The organism is Spongiibacter taiwanensis (assembly GCF_023702635.1).
Lineage (GTDB): Bacteria > Pseudomonadota > Gammaproteobacteria > Pseudomonadales > Spongiibacteraceae > Spongiibacter > Spongiibacter taiwanensis.
On the sequence record NZ_CP098455.1, the window covers coordinates 3519114 to 3536990 of the forward strand.

Annotated in this window: 19 protein-coding genes; 6 read left to right on the top strand and 13 right to left on the bottom strand. The window is 57.8% G+C overall.

What is annotated here, in order from left to right:
- Positions 1-60: 60 nt before the first annotated feature.
- The 3 genes from NCG89_RS15955 (at position 61) to NCG89_RS15965 (ending at position 1506) form a co-directional block, all read left to right on the top strand.
- Positions 61-525, top strand: coding sequence for an Lrp/AsnC family transcriptional regulator (locus tag NCG89_RS15955; protein WP_251087554.1), 465 nt, complete (start codon positions 61-63; stop codon positions 523-525).
- Positions 526-663: 138 nt separating this feature from the next.
- The gene (locus NCG89_RS15960) at positions 664-1029 is read left to right on the top strand and encodes a Rieske (2Fe-2S) protein (RefSeq protein WP_251087555.1); all 366 of its coding nucleotides are present in this window, start codon (positions 664-666) and stop codon (positions 1027-1029) included.
- A gap of 39 nt (positions 1030-1068) precedes the next feature.
- Entirely contained in the window at positions 1069-1506 is a 438-nt protein-coding gene (locus tag NCG89_RS15965; protein ID WP_251087556.1) for a DUF2721 domain-containing protein, read from the top strand.
- A gap of 124 nt (positions 1507-1630) precedes the next feature.
- On the opposite strand, the gene NCG89_RS15970 is transcribed toward NCG89_RS15965, so the two are convergent.
- Complete coding sequence (locus NCG89_RS15970) at positions 1631-2008, bottom strand: hypothetical protein (RefSeq protein ID WP_251087557.1); 378 nt, start codon at positions 2006-2008, stop codon at positions 1631-1633.
- Between the two features lie 286 nt (positions 2009-2294).
- On the opposite strand from NCG89_RS15970, the gene NCG89_RS15975 reads away from it, so the two are divergent.
- The 3 genes from NCG89_RS15975 to NCG89_RS15985 all read left to right on the top strand — a co-directional run bounded on the left by NCG89_RS15975 (position 2295) and on the right by NCG89_RS15985 (position 6014).
- Positions 2295-2855: a hypothetical protein gene (locus NCG89_RS15975; protein WP_251087558.1), complete on the top strand. Its 561-nt coding sequence runs from the start codon at positions 2295-2297 to the stop codon at positions 2853-2855.
- Positions 2842-4512: a hypothetical protein gene (locus tag NCG89_RS15980; RefSeq protein WP_251087559.1), complete on the top strand. Its 1671-nt coding sequence runs from the start codon at positions 2842-2844 to the stop codon at positions 4510-4512. Before NCG89_RS15975 ends, NCG89_RS15980 begins: the two co-directional genes overlap by 14 nt.
- A 221-nt stretch (positions 4513-4733) precedes the next feature.
- Positions 4734-6014 carry an NAD(P)/FAD-dependent oxidoreductase gene (locus NCG89_RS15985; protein ID WP_251087560.1) on the top strand — a complete coding sequence of 427 codons (1281 nt, stop codon included), beginning with the start codon at positions 4734-4736 and terminating at the stop codon, positions 6012-6014.
- 30 nt (positions 6015-6044) lie between these two features.
- Here the strand turns inward: NCG89_RS15985 and NCG89_RS15990 are convergent, their stop codons facing one another.
- From NCG89_RS15990 to hemN, 12 genes are all read right to left on the bottom strand, one after another.
- Positions 6045-6803, bottom strand: coding sequence for a sulfite exporter TauE/SafE family protein (locus NCG89_RS15990; RefSeq protein WP_251087561.1), 759 nt, complete (start codon positions 6801-6803; stop codon positions 6045-6047).
- An 8-nt stretch (positions 6804-6811) separates the two neighbouring features.
- Complete coding sequence (gene ccoS / locus NCG89_RS15995) at positions 6812-6970, bottom strand: cbb3-type cytochrome oxidase assembly protein CcoS (protein WP_251087562.1); 159 nt, start codon at positions 6968-6970, stop codon at positions 6812-6814.
- A complete protein-coding gene (locus NCG89_RS16000) occupies positions 6963-9437 on the bottom strand; it encodes a heavy metal translocating P-type ATPase (protein WP_251087563.1) in 2475 nt (824 codons plus the stop codon). Before NCG89_RS16000 ends, ccoS begins: the two co-directional genes overlap by 8 nt.
- On the bottom strand, positions 9434-10051 hold the full coding sequence (locus tag NCG89_RS16005; protein WP_251087564.1) for a FixH family protein: 618 nt from the start codon (positions 10049-10051) through the stop codon (positions 9434-9436). The genes NCG89_RS16000 and NCG89_RS16005 overlap by 4 nt, the downstream gene beginning before the upstream one ends.
- A gap of 10 nt (positions 10052-10061) precedes the next feature.
- Positions 10062-11585 (bottom strand): cytochrome c oxidase accessory protein CcoG, encoded by a 1524-nt coding sequence (gene ccoG, locus NCG89_RS16010; protein WP_251087565.1) that lies wholly within the window; start codon positions 11583-11585, stop codon positions 10062-10064.
- Positions 11582-12466 (bottom strand): cytochrome-c oxidase, cbb3-type subunit III, encoded by an 885-nt coding sequence (ccoP, locus tag NCG89_RS16015; protein ID WP_251087566.1) that lies wholly within the window; start codon positions 12464-12466, stop codon positions 11582-11584. The genes ccoG and ccoP overlap by 4 nt, the downstream gene beginning before the upstream one ends.
- Positions 12459-12623, bottom strand: a complete 165-nt coding sequence (locus NCG89_RS16020; protein ID WP_251087567.1) for a cbb3-type cytochrome oxidase subunit 3 — start codon at positions 12621-12623, stop codon at positions 12459-12461. The genes ccoP and NCG89_RS16020 overlap by 8 nt, the downstream gene beginning before the upstream one ends.
- 14 nt (positions 12624-12637) lie before the next feature.
- Positions 12638-13246 carry a cytochrome-c oxidase, cbb3-type subunit II gene (gene ccoO / locus NCG89_RS16025; RefSeq protein WP_251087568.1) on the bottom strand — a complete coding sequence of 203 codons (609 nt, stop codon included), beginning with the start codon at positions 13244-13246 and terminating at the stop codon, positions 12638-12640.
- Positions 13243-14676, bottom strand: a complete 1434-nt coding sequence (ccoN, locus tag NCG89_RS16030; RefSeq protein WP_251087569.1) for a cytochrome-c oxidase, cbb3-type subunit I — start codon at positions 14674-14676, stop codon at positions 13243-13245. Before ccoN ends, ccoO begins: the two co-directional genes overlap by 4 nt.
- 212 nt (positions 14677-14888) lie before the next feature.
- Positions 14889-15500 (bottom strand): Yip1 family protein, encoded by a 612-nt coding sequence (locus NCG89_RS16035; protein WP_251087570.1) that lies wholly within the window; start codon positions 15498-15500, stop codon positions 14889-14891.
- 88 nt (positions 15501-15588) lie between these two features.
- Positions 15589-16341, bottom strand: coding sequence for a fumarate/nitrate reduction transcriptional regulator Fnr (gene fnr / locus NCG89_RS16040; protein ID WP_251087571.1), 753 nt, complete (start codon positions 16339-16341; stop codon positions 15589-15591).
- 138 nt (positions 16342-16479) lie between these two features.
- The gene (gene hemN / locus NCG89_RS16045; RefSeq protein WP_251087572.1) at positions 16480-17877 is read right to left on the bottom strand and encodes an oxygen-independent coproporphyrinogen III oxidase; all 1398 of its coding nucleotides are present in this window, start codon (positions 17875-17877) and stop codon (positions 16480-16482) included.

Consider the following 17877-nt stretch of genomic DNA (forward strand, 5'->3'; position numbering starts at 1 on the left):
GCTAATTTTGTTAAATATTTTGGAATGATCTGCTTTGGTTTTTGGCTTGGGTGGTTTTTTATGAAACTGGATCGCTACGATAAACAGATTCTTGCGGCCCTGCAAGATAATGGCCGGCTGAGCAATCAGGAGCTGGCTGACAAGATAGGTTTGTCGCCATCCCCCTGTCTGCGACGGGTGCGGCGCTTGGAAGAGGCCGGGCTGATCGACGGCTATCGCGCACTGTTAAATGCAAGGGCCCTGGGGCTGAGTCTGATGGCTTTTATTCATATCAGTATGGATCGCCATACTCCTGAGCGATTCGAGAATTTTGAGCGCCATGTTCGCGATTGTCCTGAGGTGCTGGAATGCCACCTGATTACCGGGCAAGAGGCTGACTATTTGCTGAAGGTCATCGTGGCTGATATGGATGCGTTTCAGGCACTGCTGTTGGAGCGCTTGACCCGGATTGAGGGGGTCACCGGGGTGCACTCCAGCTTCGTCATGAAATCGCCATTGCAGAAAACCGCCCTGCCGATACTATAGCAGTCGGCGCCAGGCGCCGAAGCGGAGGTTGGCGATGATGTTGAAGGTGTACGAGGGGGCACTAGTATCCTCAGCGGGCATCGTCGGCCTGATGACGCAATATCCATCAATAACTGGCCAGAAAAAGGAGAGACCCACATGATGAAGATCAAAGTTGCGAATGTTGATGATATTCCCGAGGGCAGCTTTATTCGGGGCGAGGGCGATGCCAAGAAGGTGCTGCTGACCCGGGTCAATGGCCAAATTGCCGCCATCGAAAACCGCTGTCCCCATCTGGGTTTGCCGCTGGCAAAAGGGAAGATTTGTGAGGGCGCAGTGACCTGTCCCTTCCACGGCTCCAGTTTTGATCTGCTCAGCGGGCAGAGCACCGCCTGGACGACCAATTTCTTCGGCATTCCGCTGCCTCTTTGGGCGCAAAAGCTGGTCGCCTTTGGCAAGCCGCCTCAGACCGTGAAAACCTTTCCGGTTGAATGCGAAGAGGGTTCGGTGTTCGTCAAGCTGTAATGCGGATGACCGGCGGTTGGTAAAGGATGAGTTAAATTTATGGCAGCGGATATCGCAGTGGTTTCTATTACCCACGCCATTCAGCAAGCCGCCGCGCCGGTGTTTTTGCTGGCGGGCATCGGGGCCATTCTCAATGTGTTGGCCAACCGTCTGTCACGGATTGTCGACCGATCCCGTGAATTGCATAGCCGCCTCGAACTGTTGGATCCGCCCCGGCGTGGCGGGGTAGAGCGGGAGTTGCAGGTGCTGTTTTTGCGGGGCCGGGCGGTGCATCGAGCGATTGGTTTTGCCACGACCAGTGCGCTGCTGGTGTGTTTTGTGGTGGCAATTCTGTTTATTAGCGCGGTGATGGAGTGGAACGGCGGGGTGGTGGTTGCCGCTCTGTTTGTTCTTGCAATGTTGTTTCTGATCAGCGCGCTGATCGGCTTTTTGCGGGAAATTCAGCTCGCTACCCGGGTCATGCTGAATGGGCCCTAGTCATTTCTGACCGGTCATACCTGCAGGCTTTGGTAAATTAAGTCTCGCCCCCGGCAGATTCTGTTTTCGCTCACGATTTAACGTACTCGCAAGCCGCCACGCAATTTATTCTGGACAGCAATGCCTAGTGCGAGGGCTCCGGTTGATAAAGTGAGGCAAAAAACAGTGGGTACTTGGATTTAATGTACACCTGCTCGCTGATGACATGCCGCAGGCTGATGCCTTTACTTAACAAGATCACCACGCCGCGGTCGTCATGGCGAAAAACTTCGCCGACTACATGCTCGCTGGCCATATCGTGAAAAACCACCTCGCCGGCAATAATTTCGCCCTTGCGCAACATCCGGTCGGGCTTTTGCTCGATGAGCAGGCTATTTTCGGCAATCTCCAGCACTTTGTAAGGGTTCGTGCCAGATGTGCGAAAGGGCGGGCGCGACGTCGTCGGGTAGGACAGACGGAAAAAGCGCCTGCGCTGCTTCGGATTTTCTTCAACTGCCGCCATTGCCATGCTCGTGCCTTTACTTTCATTTTCCTCAAGTCTGCGCCGCTGCTCCCGAAATGCCAATACGTATTGGTAGCAGACCGTGACGTCACTTGGAGGGTGGCCTTGCGCAATCTTGGGGGGATATCGGCTGTGGTTTGTGTTGTAGTGAGCTATTGTCTATTACTAATGCGCTGGGCTTAGGCGCGGAATACATAAAGGGTCGGTCCTTTAGGGACGCCAGCGTTGTCGGGGGCGATATAGGCCGGGCGCAGGAAAGCAAAATTAAAGAAGCTAAGGAGGGGGTATGCTGGAACAACGATTTAGTGAACTGGTCAACCGCTGGGCGGATATTTTGCCGGGCGATATGCTGGCCAATGCGGGCTTGCAACGAGCCCTGCGCAACGCCTTTGAACTCGGCGTGGCTGCTCGCAGCGAGGGCCTGGTCGGCGATCGACGGGATGAACTGGGTGAGCTGGTCGATCTAGCTGACTCGGTCAGCGCAAGTCATATCGTGACCTGGCCGTGCCCGGCGCCGGGTAAATATGGCTTTCTATTCAAGGCCTGGTGCCCACAGCCGCATGGTAGCCGCAGGCCTGCCGATGCCATGATTCAATTCGGCTGGCAAAAGATTGATCGCTTCATTCAGCAGCATTTCGGGTATTGGCACACGTCGGGGGTGGTTGCCAACTTTATAGTCGACGATGATGAGTCCACCACCCTGACGGTGATTACACAGGACAGCCCGGTCCAGCTGCTTATCCAACCCTTGCAACAGCCGGGCGATATCGCCTTGGCGCCGCCTCTTACCCTGACCCTCGACAAAAACCAGGCCACCAGAAGGATGCTCAGTTATGAGGTGCAGTAAGCTAGGACGCCGCTGGCTGCGACTTCTGTGGATGCTGGCCACCATCGGCTGGTGCATTGAGGGGGTTGGCCAACCCCATGTCACCGGTGACTTTGGCGCGCGGGGCGCGGTGAATACCGGTGGTGCGCCGCGCTTCGATGATGACGATCCCGATGGCGCGCCATCTGAGCGCGCCATCAACGACTTGCTGCAACGCTGGCGGCGGGCCGCTGCCGAGCCGCAGCCCCAGTCCCATCAAATCGCTGACTACTACCAGCAATTGAGCCGCGAACCTCAGTGCGCCGCAGATCGGCGTGCCTTTCCCTGCGCCAAGGCACTGCTGCAAGGTCCGGCGGTGGTGCGCAACTTGAACAGCGTACCGAGCTGGGCGCCCGAATTTACACCAGATCAACATGCGCTGGCCAAGGTGGCTGATCGAGCAACCGGGCTTGCCGAGGCTGCCCTTGACGGCGTGGCAACAGGTTTGGGGATTCCCGCGGTATCCGGCGTTGTGGAGGATTTTCAAGCCCTGGCGGTGGATTCACTGCTTAATCTCGAGACGCTGGAGGAGCCTCAAACCCTGGGGGTCCGGGTGCCTTTGCCCCGCCTTTTCTGGTTGCAGCCGCGGCTGACGACTTACGCCACGCCACTGCCGGAATTGAATCCGCTGCTGGAAAAAAGGTTGGTGGAAGACGGGCGGGCGCAACTTCTCAGCGACAGCGAAGATGATCTTAGCCCGGGGGATGATTACTTTTACGCCCTCGATGTCAGCCTGCTCGGTCCCTGGTTTGGCCGGGAACTCAGCGACAACCACCGGGTGCGACAGAACTTGCTCAATTCTGTTACCCAAAGCGAGAACAGTCAGTTGATGCTGGCAGCGGTAAAGCGGCTGCAATTGCGTGATGAGCTGGATCGCAAGGCCTTGGCCTATGCTGTTGCCGACCTGGCGGACTTTGAGCAACGGGTGTGGCACCGGATTTCCGGGGCAGGGCTGAATGACTTCTGGAAGCTGATTCATAACCAGCCGCAACTGGATCTACAGGTAAAACAGCTGAAGCGCGACGATTTGGTGGGGGCTGAGGCGTCAAGCTGGCGCGTTTCCTTTTCCACCGGCTTAGCCAATTTGACCTGGTTGCGGTTGTTTGGCGATTGCAATGCCGAGTTGGACAACGAGGCCTGTCCTGCCGTGTACCGTGAGTGGATCAACTCCTGGGTTCTGCGTCATGGTGTGGGGTTGACTGCGTATTATGAGCAGGGCGATATTGCTGATCTGTCGGTGCAATTGCCACCACTGGCGGCTGGGGCAGTGGGTCTCGTGCTGCAGGATTTGTTGCCGGGTGAGGCACTGGGGTTGGGGATTGATCCAGACGATCCCAATCGCTTTGTGATTGACGGCGGCCGCTACCAACGCTTTGGCATTGGACTGGGGGCGACCTTGACCGATCCCAAGCCGGCGTTGGCCGCCAGCACTTCGCTGCGCCTGGATCTGGGCGCGGACTATTACCGCTATGATCGCAGCCCGGTGCGCCTTGATCATGAGGTGATGCGGGTGACGTTGACTTGGCGGCGGGGTGCAATCTCGATACCCTTGAACTTAATGTATCGATCAGAATCCGAGTTTGAAGCCAACCTCGACGACAAGGTGGCGGTGGGCTTGGGAGTCAGTTACCGCCACTAGGATTTTTACCGCCAAGGGCAGCCAACAACGCTGCCCTGCCGTGGCGGCACGGTGAGCGCGCGTCGGGCGCGGCGCCGTTTCCCACACGTTTCCAAGCCCTTTCCCCGGGGTCAATCTTTGTCGAACGCCCCGCCAAATTTAGTGATGTTGCCGCGTCAACGTGGGTAAAAAGCGCCCTCGGTGTCGCGGTGATCTCACGGTTCACTTGAAGGAGATCTGCTATGTCAGAACGTATCGTTATCGTCGGCGGGGGAGCCGGGGGCTTGCCGCTGGCAACCTACCTGGGGCGTCGTCTGGGGAAAAAGTCCCTGGCCGAAATCACCCTGGTCGATGCCAGTACTACCCATATCTGGAAGCCGCGCTTTCACGAGGTTGCCACCGGCGCGATCGACGCCGATTTGGATGCGGTAGATTACCGGGCCCATGCCCACCTGAATCACTATCGTTTTGCTCTCGGCAGCCTGTCTGGCATTGACCGGGAGGCTAAACAGATCGTGTTGGCACCTCATCGCAATAGTGAAGGGGAGGAGGTCTTACCCAGTCGGCGTCTGGATTACGACTATCTGGTGCTGGCGATTGGCAGTGTCGGTAACGATTTCAACATTCCCGGGGTGCAGGAGCACTGCCTGTTTCTCGATAAACGCGCCCAGGCCGACCGCTTTCATGAAATTTTTCTGGATCGCTGTCTGCGCGCTAACTATGAAGATAAGCCGATTTCGGTGGCCATCGTTGGCGGGGGTGCCACTGGGGTGGAACTGGCTGCGGAATTGCACCACGCCGTATCGCTGCTCAAGGTATATGGCCACGAGCACCTCGATCGCCGGCGGCTGCATGTGCAACTGGTTGAGGCGGGGCCGCGGTTGTTACCCGCACTGAAAGAAGAGCTGGCGGCCAATGCCCAGGCCCAGTTAGAGAAAATGGGCGTGTCAGTGCGAGTCGGCACCATGGTGAAAGAAGTGGTGGACGGCGCCATGCTGACCAAAGCCGGTGACCGCATCGAAGCTGATTTGCTGGTGTGGGCGGCGGGCATCAAGGCGCCGCCGGTGCTGGCCGAATTGGGCCTGGAGTTGGGCAAATTGTCGCTCATCAAAGTGGATGCGTTTCTGCGCAGCAGCGACCCGGCAATATTTGCCATGGGTGATTGCTGCGCCTGCCCGATGGGCGAGGACAAAATGGTGCCGCCGCGGGCCCAGTCCGCTCAGCAAATGGCAAATTATCTGTCCCGTTATTTCAGTAACCTGATTCACGGCAAGCTTCAACAGCCCTTTGAATATCGGGATCGCGGGTCGCTGGTTTCCCTGTCACGATATTCTGCCGTAGGGCAATTGATGGGGAATCTGCGCGGTGGCAATTTCTTTATTGAGGGGTGGATGGCGCGGATGATGTACGTGTCACTCTACCGCTTTCATCAGGCAGCCCTTTACGGTTGGCCGAGAACGCTGATGCTATTGCTGGCGGGGCGGTTTAATCGCCTATGGCGGCCGCGCTTGAAATTGCACTAGGGTCACCTCGCCCAGCGCCTGCGCCATCATTTACAAATGATGATGTTGCTTCGCACTGGCACGGTTGTGCGGATCGGCGGCCACGGCAGTGCTCTGCGCCGAATGGTTGTGGTGGTTGCTATGTAAAACGCGCAGCGCGGGTGATAGCTGCGCCAGCGGGAAAATTGCCAGCACGATCATCATGACCGCGACCAGCTGACGGACGGCCGGGCGCTGGGCTGTTCGCACCATTCTGCCATGAGTCAGGCTGACTGAGAGCAGGGCAGGGAGAGTGCCCAAACCAAAGGCAGCCATCAGCAAGCCCGACTGATAGGGCTTTGCTGACAGGGTGGCCCAGGCCAGTGCGCTGTAAATTAAGCCGCAGGGCAGCAGGCCCCAGAGTCCACCGAGCAAAAGCGCTTTTGTCGGGGTGTTTGCCGGCAGCAGGTGGCGACTGAGGGGCTGAAGTTTGCGCCATAGCCTGGCGCCGACCTGCTCCAGGCGCCGGGTGGCGGGAAACCAGCCTGCCAGGCTCACCGCCATCATCACCAACAAGGCACTGGCCAGGACCCGAAAAGCGAGCCCGAGGGGCAGCCACTGGCTGCTTAACAGGGCGCCAAAGCCGCCGAGCAAGGCGCCCAGTGCCGCGTAGCTGCCCACCCGACCCAGCTGAAAAAACAGCGGTGATACTTTGTTGGTGCTGTTGCGCTGGTGGCCTAGACAGGCAATGGCGCCACACATACCGACGCAGTGGGGGCTGCCCGCAAGGCCGAGCAGAAAGGCGCCGAGCAGTGTGAGTGATTCAGTCATGCTTCGCTTTAGTCCCGTTCTTGACTTCGGTCGGCGTCAAACAGTATGCGGCAACCCTCCCGGTCAAGATCATCAAACTGTTGATGGTTTACCGCCCATAGGAAAAGTGCGGAGGCCAAACTGAAAAAGGCCAGGGCAACGGGTAATAGAATCAGTAAGCTATCCATGTACCACCTCCAATACAGACTCTCGCAGGGTTGGGCTTTGCCTGGCGTTATCGATCCGGTCGATGCGCAGGGCGTTTAACACCACTATCAGTGAACTGAGCGACATGCCGATGGCTGCTGCCCAGGGGGGCACCAGGCCCAAGGCCGCCGCTGGCAGAGCCGTTAGGTTGTAGAGCAACGCCCACAGCAGGTTTTGCTTGAGAATGTGTTTCATCTTAGCGGCGCCCGTGAAGACCTTCTTGATACTGATCAACTGATTGCGAAGTAGGCAGATATCGGCCTGTGAGCGAGTCAGATCTGAACCGCTCGCCATCGCCACTGAAATGTCGGCGGCGGCAATGATAGGGGCGTCGTTGACGCCATCGCCAACCATCATCACAGTGGCCCCGTAAGCCTGCAGTTGCCTGATCACCGATAGCTTGTCATCCGGGCTGCAGCTTCCTTGAAACTGATCAACGCCCAAGCGTCTGGCAAGGTGGCCTACCTGATGGCTATGGTCGCCGCTAAGTAGCAACGTTTTGATCCCCCGCTGATGCAGAAAATCCATCAATGCTGGGGCATCCTGACGTAGCTTGTCGGCAATCAGAAAGCGACCAATCAGCTGGCCGTCTTCGCTGAGGAATACGGGAATGGCATTGCTGTTGGGCATCTGACCAGGGTCCGTACCGTGGCTGCAAAAGCTGGCGCTACCAATTCGGTAGTATCGCCCCGCATAAACCCCTTCGATACCGCGGCCACTGTGAATCTGAGGCTGCTTCAGGTCGATGGGGCTGGGCTGATATCCCAGTTTGCTGAGGGCATCGGGGCGAAAAGCCAGCGCGATGGGATGGTTGGAATTGGCCTCCAATGCGGCGGCGAGCGCAACCAGGTGCGCCGTGTGTTGGCCGCTATAGGACTCCACGGCAAGCAATTCGGGCTCGCCCTCAGTCAACGTGCCGGTCTTGTCGAAAATCACATGGGTAATCTGATCAACCGACTCCAGCGCGGCGGCGTTGCTGACCAGCAACCCCAATTTGCGCAGGCCATTGACCGCGGCCGTGTAGCAGCTGGGGGTAGCCAGCGACAGGGCGCAGGGACAACTGACGACCAGCACGGCCAGCGCCGTCAGGAAGGGATCGTGTCCCCCGAGTTGGGACCACAACAGATAACTGCCTCCGGCCAGTGCCAACACCAGCAGGACGAAGCCGCGACCGAGGCGGTCGGCGAGGGCGGCAATGGCGGGCTTGTTTGCCTGGGCACGGCAAAGCAATTGATCAATTTTGACGATCCGGCTATCGCAACTGGGGCGCCTCACTCTGATAGTCAGGCTGGCCTCGACGTTGCGGCTGCCAGCCAGCACGGCCTGGCCGGGCGCACAGTGGCTGGGGAGAAATTCACCGGTAAAGGCGCTGTCTTCAATACTGCTGGTCCCACTGATGATGTCACCATCGGCCGGGATCATTTCGCCGGGCTCGACGACAAGCTCGTCACCCACTGCGATGCGGCTGAGCGCCTTCCATTCTAGTTGCCCGTCAGCCCGGCGCCGCCGGGCGGTAAGTGGCAGTAAGGGCCGCAGGGATTGTTCCTGGCGGCGTTGCACCAGTGCTTGCAGGTAGCGACTGAGCAACAAGAAGAAGCAGAACATACTGACGGTGTCGAAATAGACCTCGCCCTGTTGACGCAGGGTGGCCAGAGCACTGGCACCGTAGGCGGCGGCCAGCGCCAGGGCAATAGGCACATCCATGCCGACCTGGCCAGCTCGCAGGTTTCGCAGTGCCCCCCAAAAAAATGGCTGGGCGGCGTATAAAATAACCGGTGTTGCCACCAACAGGCTGAACACACGCAACAGCGCTTGACTGGTGCTGTCCATATCCTGAAAGGCGCCAGCATAGAGCGCGATGGCCACCATACCCAATTGCATCATGGCAATGCCAGCCACACCGACTCTACGCAGCAGACCGTTAATTTCGGTCTGCATCTGGGCACTGCGCGCTTCCGCGCTCCAGGGTTGGACCGGGTAACCCAGATTCCAGATAGCCTGAAAAATCTGACTTATTTTGACGTTGCCAGGCTGCCAGGTGACAGTCGCCAGACCACGCTGTAAATTCACCTGCACGGCTTTTACGCCGGTCAGCCGCAGCAGCTGGTGCTCGATCAGCCAGGCACAGGCACTGCAATGGAGGTCGCTGATGGCCAGCTGGGACTCCCAATCCCCGGCCAGGCAGCGCGAGAAGCCAGTGTAGACCGACTCATCATCGTATTGCCGGTAGTCCACCTGTTTACTGCTGGGCTGCCGCCTTGACAACGTCTGCTCGCGCATCCGGTAGAAGTCATCCAGCCCGGCGCCGAGGATGCATTGGCTGACCGCCAGGCAAGCGTCGCAGCACAAGGGCTGCTGTTGCCCAGCCACCGTCACCCATAAATTCAAATTTGGCGGCACTGGCTGGCCGCAGTGAAAGCAGGTGCAGCCCGGCGCAGGCGGGGTCATTTCTCCAATGCTCCTTTGGCCCAAAGGGTGATCAGGGTTTTCTTGCTCATGTCCCATTCGCCTTTCAAACGCCAGTTGCCGTATTCCTCACTGTGAAAGGGTTGCAGGGTCAAGTACCAACGGCTCTGGGACGGCGCGCCCAAGTGGTTAACTCCCAGGAGAGGTTGTCCCAAACGGCCTTCAAACCATTCTCCGTCGCGGCGGGTTAGCACCACGCTTTGGTCCAGGGCCTCAGTCGTTGGATGCTGCAGGCGCAGCTGAAGATGATTGATTTGCGCCAGTCCTTCTCCCGTTAGCTGTAAGCGTAAATCCATTGATGGGTTGAGGTAGATCTTGGCGACCACTGCCTGTTGGCGGGCTTGCTGGTTCTGGGACAGCTGTTGGTTAATTGCCAGACCTTCCTTGTAGTAGGTGTCTATCACCAGTTCGTCGCTGTGCTTTATGGCGATATACACCGTGGCGATGGCCGCGACCACCACCACGCTGGGTAAGATGATAAGAAACCAGGGCCAGAACTGCGTAAACCAGGGTTGCCGAGGCGTATTCATGATGTCGTGTCCTGGGCGCTCGCCCTGAGGGTTGGGAAGCGGGGCATTGATATGACTGCTAATCATTGACTTCACCTCACTGGCTAGTGCTGCCGGCTCGCCGGTCAGCCTGGTTGGCAGGGGGTGTATAGAAGCTGGTACTGACGGTGGCAGACTCGGCTTCAGACTGCTCGCCCACCAAGGTCAGGCGAACTTCTGTGCGTTCTGCCGGGTGGCTCCCGGGCTTCATCCTGATGCGCAGGGGCAGCTCCATCAGCTCGCCACCAGGAACACTGATTCGCGAATTGCCATGGATTTCCAATGGCGCATCCGTATCCATATGCAATTGAAAATGCTGTAGCGTACTGCCTTTGTTGGCCACCTTGATGGTGTAGTGATTTTCAATGTGGTCATCGGCCGCCACGCTATACAGGGCTTGGCGATCGCGAATTACGCTGAACTCAATCAGGGTGCGCGATGCCAGTTGCAGTATTAACAGCGCCGCCATGACCACAAGTACCGTGGTGTAGCCAATAAGGCGCGGCCGCAGGATACGGGAGGGTTTGTGCTGCAGACTGTTTTCCGAGGCGTAGCGGATCAGGCCCTTGGCGTAGCCCATTTTTTCCATCACCGAGTTGCAGGCATCAACGCATAAGGCGCAGCCGATACACTGGTATTGCAGGCCATTGCGGATATCGATACCGGTGGGGCAGACCTGCACACACAGTCGACAGTCAATGCAGTCGCCCTGGTTGGGCGACCCTTTAGTGCCGCGCTTGCGGCTGCCCCTGGGCTCGCCTCGGTCTTGATCGTAACTGATGACCAGCGTGTCGGGGTCGAACATGACCGACTGAAAGCGGGCGTAGGGGCACATGTAAAGGCACACCTGCTCGCGCATCCAGCCTGCATTGATATAGGTAGCGAGGGTAAAGAATACCGTCCACGACAGGGCCCACGGGTTGACCTGCCACTGGGTGAAGTCCATCAACAGCCCGCGAATATCGGTGAAATAGCCGATAAAGGTGAACCCGGTCAGCAAGGCAAAGCCCATCCACAGAGCATGTTTGAGCCCCTTCTTGCGCAGCTTTTCCAGATTCCACGGGCGCGCGTCGAGCTTGATGCGCTGGTTGCGGGTGCCCTCGGACTTCTGCTCCAGCCACATAAAAATACTGGTCCAGACAGTTTGTGGGCAGGTGTAGCCACACCACACCCGCCCGGCAAAATTGGTGATCGTGAATAAGCCGAAGGCGGCCACGATCAGCACCCAGGCCAGCAGGGTCATATCCTGAGGCCAGAAGGTAAGCCCCAGAATGTGAAATTTACGGGCAGGCAAATCGAACAGAACTGCCTGGTGACCGTCCCAGCGTAGCCAGGGCAGCAGGAAATAGCCGATCAATAGTGGCCAGCCAGTGAACAACCGCAGGCGCTGGAAAAAGCCCTCGATCTTGCGGGTGTAAATCTTTTCGCGCTTTTGATAAAGGTCGATCTCGCCGACTTCTGCCGGCGCCAGCTCAACCGCGGGAATGCGCGGGCTGTCGGTTGATGTTGCGTCGATGGCCGCCTTATCCAAAGAGGAGGCGGCATCGCTGCCTTGCCGGGTCGGCGGATGCATGGCCGTCATTTTGCGCCACCGGCTCCCTGGGAGAGATGGTAGACGTAGGCCGCCAGCAGATGAATTTTGGCATCGCCGAGAATGTCGCCGTGGGCGGGCATTTTCCCGGCGCGGCCATTGGCGATACTCTGCTTTATCTTGCCGGCGTCGCCGCCATAGAGCCAGATGTTGTCGGTCAGATCGGGGGCGCCCATGGCGATATTGCCTTTCCCGTCGGCACCGTGGCAGCCACTGCACATCGCAACAAACTGCTGCCGGGTGTCTGGGGCGGGGGATGCCGCGTCATCCGACAGGCTGGCGACGTAGCGGGTCATGTTGTCTAGCCCCTCGTCGCCGAGAATGCTTGCCCAGGCGGGCATCAGGCCGCTACGCCCCTGACGAATGGAGGTCACAATCTGGTCAGGCGCGTCGCCATAAAGCCAGTCGTTGTCGGTGAGATTGGGAAAGCCATAGCCGCCTTCGGCATTGGCGCCGTGACAGATGGCGCAGTTGTTGTCGAACAGCCGTCGGCCAATGCGCATCGCGTCTCGATCCGTCGCCAGGGCGGCAATGGGCTGCGCCTCAAAGCCGCTGTACAAGTCTTCAAACTTGGCATTGGCCTCGTCCACGGCGGCCTGCCACTGGCCGGTTGAACTCCATTTCAACAGACCGGGAAAGCTGCCCAGGCCGGGGTAAGCCAGCAGGTAGCCCGCGCCAAATACAATGCTTACCACAAATAGTTTGATCCACCAAGCGGGCAGCGGGTTATCAAATTCCTCAATGCCATCATAAATATGACCTGTGGTTTCACCGCCCTTGTCGATTTTTCGGTTGCTGAACAGCAGCCAGCAGATCAACACGAAGGAAACAGCAGTGATGACAATAATCCAGGCGCTCCAGAAGTTAGTCATTGGGGCTGTCCTCCCGGGGGAACTCATCGGCAAACGGCAATTTGGCGGCTTGATCGAAATAGGATTTGCGGCCCCGCCAGTAGATGCTGATGCTCAGTGAAACAAAGGCGCTAAAAACCAGCAGTGTCGACAGGGCGCGGAGGGTATCTTGCTCCATGTTATCGGCCTCAATTATCGCTTGTACTTGATCAGATGACCGAGCTGTTGCAGGTAGGCAACCACGGCATCCATTTCGGTTTTTCCCGAGACCAGCGCGGCGGCGCCGTTAATATCGGTCTCGGTGTAGGGCACACCGACTTTATTCAGGGCGATCATCTTCTTGGCCACCAAGTTCGGGTCGAGCTCGGCGGAGGCCAGCCAGGGATACGCGGGCATGATCGATTCGGGCACTACATCCCGGGGGTTATTGAGATGGGCGCGGTGCCACTCATCGCTGTAGCGACCACCCACCCGGGCCAGGTCCGGTCCGGTGCGTTTTGAACCCCACAAGAAAGGGTGCTCATAGACATGCTCACCGGCGACGGAGTAGTGGCCATAACGCTCAGTCTCAGAGCGCAGCGGCCGTATCATCTGTGAGTGGCACACATGGCAGCCCTCACGGATGTAAACGTCCCGACCACTGAGTTGCAGGGCATTGAGCGGTTTGAGGCCAGCTACCGGTTCGGTGGTTTGCTTCTGGAAAAACAGGGGGACCAGCTCGACCAGGGCGCCAAAGCTGATGGCGACGATGATCAGCACAATCATCAAGCCAATGTTTTTTTCGACGACGTCGTGTTTCATGCCTGCGCCTCCACCAGTTTGCCAGCAGCGGTTTCAGATTGTTCAGCAGCGATGGTTTTCCAGACATTCCAGGCCATCAGGATCATGCCGGCCAACCAGATAACACCGCCAATCAGGCGCACCACATAGCCGGGATGACTTGCCAGAACCGATTCGGCGAAGCTGTAGGTCAGCGAGCCATCGGCGTTGTAGGCCCGCCACATCAGGCCCTGAACAATGCCGTTGACCCACATGGAGGAGATGTACAACACCGTGCCGATGGTCGACATCCAGAAGTGGGTGTTGATCAGGCCAGTGCTGTACATCTTGGGTTTGTTGAACAGCACTGGCACCAGGTGATACACCATGCCGATGGAGATCATCGCCACCCAGCCAAGGGCGCCGGAGTGAACGTGGCCGATGGTCCAGTCGGTGTAATGGGACAGGGAGTTGACGGTCTTGATCGACATCATGGGCCCTTCAAAGGTCGACATACCGTAGAAGGATAAAGAGACCACGAGAAACCGCAGGATGGGGTCGGTACGCAGTTTATGCCAGGCACCTGACAGGGTCATTATGCCGTTGATCATGCCGCCCCAGCTGGGTGCGAGAAGAATCAGTGACATGACCATCCCGAGGCTTTGGGCCCAGTCGGGTAGCGCAGTGTAATGAAGGTGGTGAGGGCCCGCCCAGATGTATACCGATACCAGCGCCCAGAAGTGGACGATGGAAAGACGGTATGAGTAAACCGGGCGTTCCGCCTGCTTGGGTACGAAGTAGTACATCATCCCCAGAAAGCCCGCGGTGAGGAAAAAGCCCACTGCGTTGTGGCCGTACCACCATTGGATCATGGCGTCCACGGCGCCAGCGTAGAGGGAATAAGACTTGGTCAAGGTCACCGGGATCGCCAGACTGTTCACGATATGCAGCACCGCCACCGTCACTATAAAGGCGCCAAAGAACCAGTTGGCCACATAGATGTGAGCTGTTTTACGCTTCATGATGGTGCCAAAAAAGACGATGGCGTAGACCACCCAAACGACAGTGATCAGAATATCAATCGGCCATTCCAGTTCGGCGTACTCCTTGGCGCTGGTAAAGCCGAGGGGAAGGCTGATGGCGGCCAGTAGAATCACCAACTGCCAGCCCCAGAACACAAAGGCGGCCAGGGAGTCGGAGATCAGTCTGGCCTGACAGGTCCGTTGCACCACATAAAATGACGATGCCATCAAGGCGCAGCCGCCAAAGGCGAAAATAACCGCATTGGTGTGCAGGGGCCGCAGGCGGCCGAAGCTCAGCCAGGGGGTATCGAAATTAAGCTGGGGCCAGACCAACTGGGCCGCCAGCAGTACGCCGACGGCCATGCCGACAATGCCCCAGATTACCGTCATCACGGTGAATTGCTGGACCACGCGGTAGTTGTAGACTGGATGACTAGGCGCTGAACTCATGGTTGCCCTCGATCCGTTGTAGTTGCAGTGAGCCGGACGTAAATCCGGGACGGTAATGGTGTTGCGATAATTGTCCCAAGGGGTGGTCAGGGAGGTGCTGATCCAGATCAATGAAAGTGCTGGTCGCAGACGGTTGGCAATGTGCCGCTGGTGAAGAAACAGCGAACGCCTCCTTCCCACGCTAGGAGGCTCGGTGGAAAAAACGAAGCTGATTAGCGGTGAGTAAATACCGGCATCATGCCGATATCCCAGAGGATGACGACTGCGCCCATCAGTGCCATAAAGATGACCATGCAAATGGCAATCACCGCGGAGGCATAAAAGAACCCGCGGTCTTCAGGGATGCTCATGGCGATGGGGATACCGACATACAGCAGGTAGACTGACCAGCCCAATGCGGCAATGCCAAGCACCAGGTCCAGCCAGAACAGCGGATAGAAGCCAATCAAGCCCGCAGCGAACAGGGGTGTGGCGGTATAACTGGCAAGAACGATTCCCTTCAGCGGGGTTGAGGTGGCGCCGTAGGTGGCGGACATCCAGTGTATGAAATAACCAATCACTGCCAGTGACGCCAGCATGGCCAGGTAAAAGGCGACCACGATCTGAGTGGCGCTGTGTTGAGTGAGGCGCACGGTCTCACCGCCACCCACGGACCAACCGATTTCGCTGCTGCCGTAGTACCAGGCCAGGCAGGGGCCAATGGCGAGAATCAGCGGATAGGCGAGTTTGCCGACCCATTGGGTATCCCGAACCTGGGCGACGCGCTGCCATTGCTGTCGGGGCGATAGGAGAAAACCGAGGGGATTGCTGATGGTAAGCGGCATGGTGGTCTCACTGAAAATGATCGATTCAGGGAGTCAGCATACCGGCGGTGCAGTGCGGCATATTGATCTGCGTCAAGCTCGCCGAAGGTTAGCGGGCGCAGTGTTCGTCGTGAACGTTGGCTATCGCTTTAAGCCCTTCCACGTTGAGGTCGCTGAGGTCTTTGTTGTCGATCTTCACCAGGCCTTGTTTGGCAAAGCGGCTGAATACCCGGCTGACGGTTTCGACCGTTAAGCCAAGGAAACTGCCGATGTCGGCCCGGGACATAGGGAGACGGAAAGCGCTGGAAGACAGGCCGCGGCGGGCCTGGCGTGCGGAAATGCTGACCAGCAGCGAGGCGAGGCGCTCTTCAGCGGTGTTTTTACTCAGCAGGGTAATGTGGCGTTGGTCCTCAACAATCTCACTGCTAAGCAGTTTGAAGAAATGGCGGCGGAGATTGGGAATGTGGCCGCTGAGTTGTTCGATCTGCGAGAAGGGAATTTCACAGATCGCCGCTGTTTCCAGACTCACTGCCGAGTTGGCATAGCGATTTTGACCGATGCCATCAAGGCCGACGACTTCGCCCGGGAAATAAAAACCGGTGACTTGCTCCTCACCGGCGTCGGTGATGCTGTAGGTCTTTACCGCTCCAGAGCGCACCGCGAACACCGAGCCAAACTCGTCACCCTCGCGGAAGATGTGACGATTCTTTTGCAGGGGGCGCCCACGCTGGACGATATTGTCGAGTTTGACGATTTCGTCGCTTTCCAAGGCCAGGGGTAAACAAATCGCACTGAGGCGACATTTGCTGCAACTGACCGCCGGGTTGTGGGGACATTGCTGGGATGTTTGCGCCGGCCGCATGGCGTCCTCCAATGACGTTTGCTCTGCCAAAGTGTCATTGAACGCCGGGCTTGCGCACTTGGTCAAGTCATCACCCCATCTATCGTGGCCAAATTTGTTTGAATGGTTTTCATCGTCGCTTTCTACCCACTCGCTATGTCACAAAACCTTTGAGTAGCGTGATTGGTCAGCGGTAAGTGAGGTGTCGAAGAGCATGCAGACATTGCGTAAGAACAGCCGGCCGCGCTCGGTGACAGTAATATCCTCGTGGCTGATATCCAGGATGCCATCGTGTTGGAGTTGGCGTAGCGCAGGTAAAAGGTCGGCAAATTTTTGCGCGAAGGTCACGTGGAATCGCTCTTGCAGCAGCTTGCAGTCGAGCTTTAGATTGCAAGCAAATTGCATAATGATGAAACGTCGCAGCTGATCTTCTGCGCTGAGCAATACCCCCCGAGCGATGGGCAACCTGCCTGCTGCTAACGCAGCGTAGTAGTCGTCCAGACTTTTATGATTCTGGGCGTAGCTTCCTCTCAGTGAGCTGATTGCCGAGACACCAATTGCCAGTACGTCCGGCGACATGCAAGTGGAGTAACCCTGGAAATTGCGCTGCAGGCGCCCTTCACGTTGATAGATGGCCAGCTCGTCTTCGGGTTTAACAAAGTGGTCCATGCCAATGTGGAGGTAGCCTGCCCGGGTCAAACGGTCGATGGCCAGTTGAAGAATGGCCAGCTTTTCGCTTGCGTCTGGCATCGGGTGTTTTTCCAATGCCCGCTGCCACTTGAACTGTTGGGGGAGGTGGGCGTAGTGGTACAGCGCGATGCGATCCGGCGCCAGGGCAATGGTGGCATTCAGGGTGTGTTCAAAACTGGTCGGGCTTTGGTGGGGCAGACCGTAAATCAAATCGGTGCTGACGGAACGAAAGCGATATACCCGGGCGGTCTCGACCAGGGCGCTGACATCGTCGAAGGGCTGCAATCGGTTAATCGCCTGCTGCACCTTGGGATCGGTATCCTGGATGCCAAAGCTGAGCCGATTGAAGCCCAGGCCCCGGAGCAAGGCCAAACTCTCGGGTGTAACGGTGCGCGGGTCGATTTCTATCGAGTATTCCCGGCGCTTGCTGTCATCGAAGGTGAAATGACTGGCAAGCATATGAATCAGCTCAGTCATTTCGGCATCATCGAGGAAGTTGGGGGTACCGCCGCCGAGGTGGAGTTGAGTGACCTTGCGGCATCGGCCAATCGCCTTTGCCAGTAACTCGATTTCGATATGCAGGTGATCAAGATAGCGCCGTGCGGCGCCGCGATTCTTGGTGATGACCTTGTTGCAAGCACAGTAGTAGCAAAGACTGCGGCAAAACGGGATATGTACGTAAAGGGATAACGGGGAGGTTGATGCTCTGGCGTCGAGCAGTTGTCGCTGGTAATCCGCCTCCGAGAAGCTGTCGCTGAAGTTGAGGGCAGTGGGATAGGACGTGTAGCGAGGCCCCCTGACGGCGTAGCGTTGCAGCAGGGTTGTGAGGTCGTCCGTCGCGTTTTGCAGGGAAATGGGGGAGGGCAT